This window comes from Curtobacterium sp. MCBA15_007, from assembly GCF_001864905.1.
Taxonomy (GTDB): domain Bacteria; phylum Actinomycetota; class Actinomycetes; order Actinomycetales; family Microbacteriaceae; genus Curtobacterium; species Curtobacterium poinsettiae.
Map to the genome: position 1 here is coordinate 11,477 of NZ_MJGM01000007.1, position 773 is coordinate 12,249.

Sequence of the window (773 nt, forward strand, 5' to 3'; positions counted from 1 at the left end):
ACGGCGTCGATCGGGGTGGCCAGCGGCAGCAGCTCGTGCTCCAGGAACTGTCCGAACGAGCGGTAGGCCGCCGCCGCGACCTCGGCACCGCGGCGCAGGTCGGCTCGGAGCGCCTCCGGCACGGGGACGTCGCCCTCGAACGCGGCGGAGTCGGCCAGCTGACGGAACATCCCGCCGTCGGCGCCGGTGCGCGCCGCCTGCTCGGCGATGAGCGCGACCTGGCGCTTCGCCGGGGTGACGTCTTCACGCGTGCCCTCGAGCAGTGTCTCGCGGATGCCCTCGAGCGCATCCGGCAGCGCCTGCAGCCGACTCGCGATGTCCTGCCAGTCCGACTCGGTCGCGGTCGGCATCAGGTCGATGATCTCGCGCACCGACTGTGCCGGGCTCGCGATGACGTTCAGGTCGCGGAGGTGCAGCTTGCGCTCGTAGGACTCGACGGTGAGGTCCAGCTCGGCACCGAGGTCGGCCTTGGTCACCTGGTCCACGGAGTCGACGGCCGGAGCGGCGTCGAGTGCACGCTTGGTGCCGCGGGCGGCCTCGGCCAGCGCGGCGGCGCCGGCGGGCGAGGTGTCGCCGTACTCCCCCGTGCGCCCCGGCACCCCGATGTACGTGGCGGTCGTCGGGTCGAGATCGACGAGTGTGGTGACCCAGTCCTCGGCGACACGGTCGACGGCGGACGGCTGGCGGACAGGACGGTCATCGGTCATGCCCTCGACCCTACCCAGGTGGACCACGGCGGACGGCCGCTGCGGATCGACGGACAGGAGGCGCGG

The 773-nt window shown here is 73.1% G+C and carries 1 protein-coding gene; it reads right to left on the reverse strand.

Annotated features, from left to right (window positions below; genetic code table 11):
- Nucleotides 1–773: DUF885 family protein (locus BIU95_RS04890; protein WP_139179661.1), on the reverse strand; the 773-nt coding region annotated here is incomplete at both ends.